The organism is Pseudomonas sp. SIMBA_041, from assembly GCF_046535095.1.
In the GTDB taxonomy this organism is placed as follows: Bacteria; Pseudomonadota; Gammaproteobacteria; order Pseudomonadales; family Pseudomonadaceae; genus Aquipseudomonas; species Aquipseudomonas mucoides.
Genome location: NZ_JAWRXJ010000984.1, coordinates 1 through 233 on the forward strand (window position 1 = coordinate 1; position 233 = coordinate 233).

Annotated in this window: 1 pseudogene; it reads left to right on the top strand. The window is 55.8% G+C overall.

Features of this window, described 5'->3' with window-relative positions:
* Positions 1-118: 118 nt before the first annotated feature.
* Positions 119-205 (top strand): annotated as a pseudogene (locus tag SB725_RS34070) (IS1 family transposase); the annotation flags it as partial.
* Between the last annotated feature and the right edge of the window lie 28 nt (positions 206-233).

Below are 233 nucleotides of genomic sequence, written 5' to 3' on the forward strand. Positions count from 1 at the left end.
GGCGCTGGTGCAGCATACGCGCCAGCAGCCGCAGGACAGCTACGTGCTGGCAGATGTGCTGGCGGTGATGCTGCCAACTTACTGATTTAGTGTATGATGGTGTTTTTGAGGTGCTCCAGTGGCTTCTGTTTCTATCAGCTGTCCCTCCTGTTCAGCTACTGACGGGGTGGTGCGTAACGGCAAAAGCACCGCCGGACATCAGCGCTAGCGGAGTGTATACTGGCTTACTATGT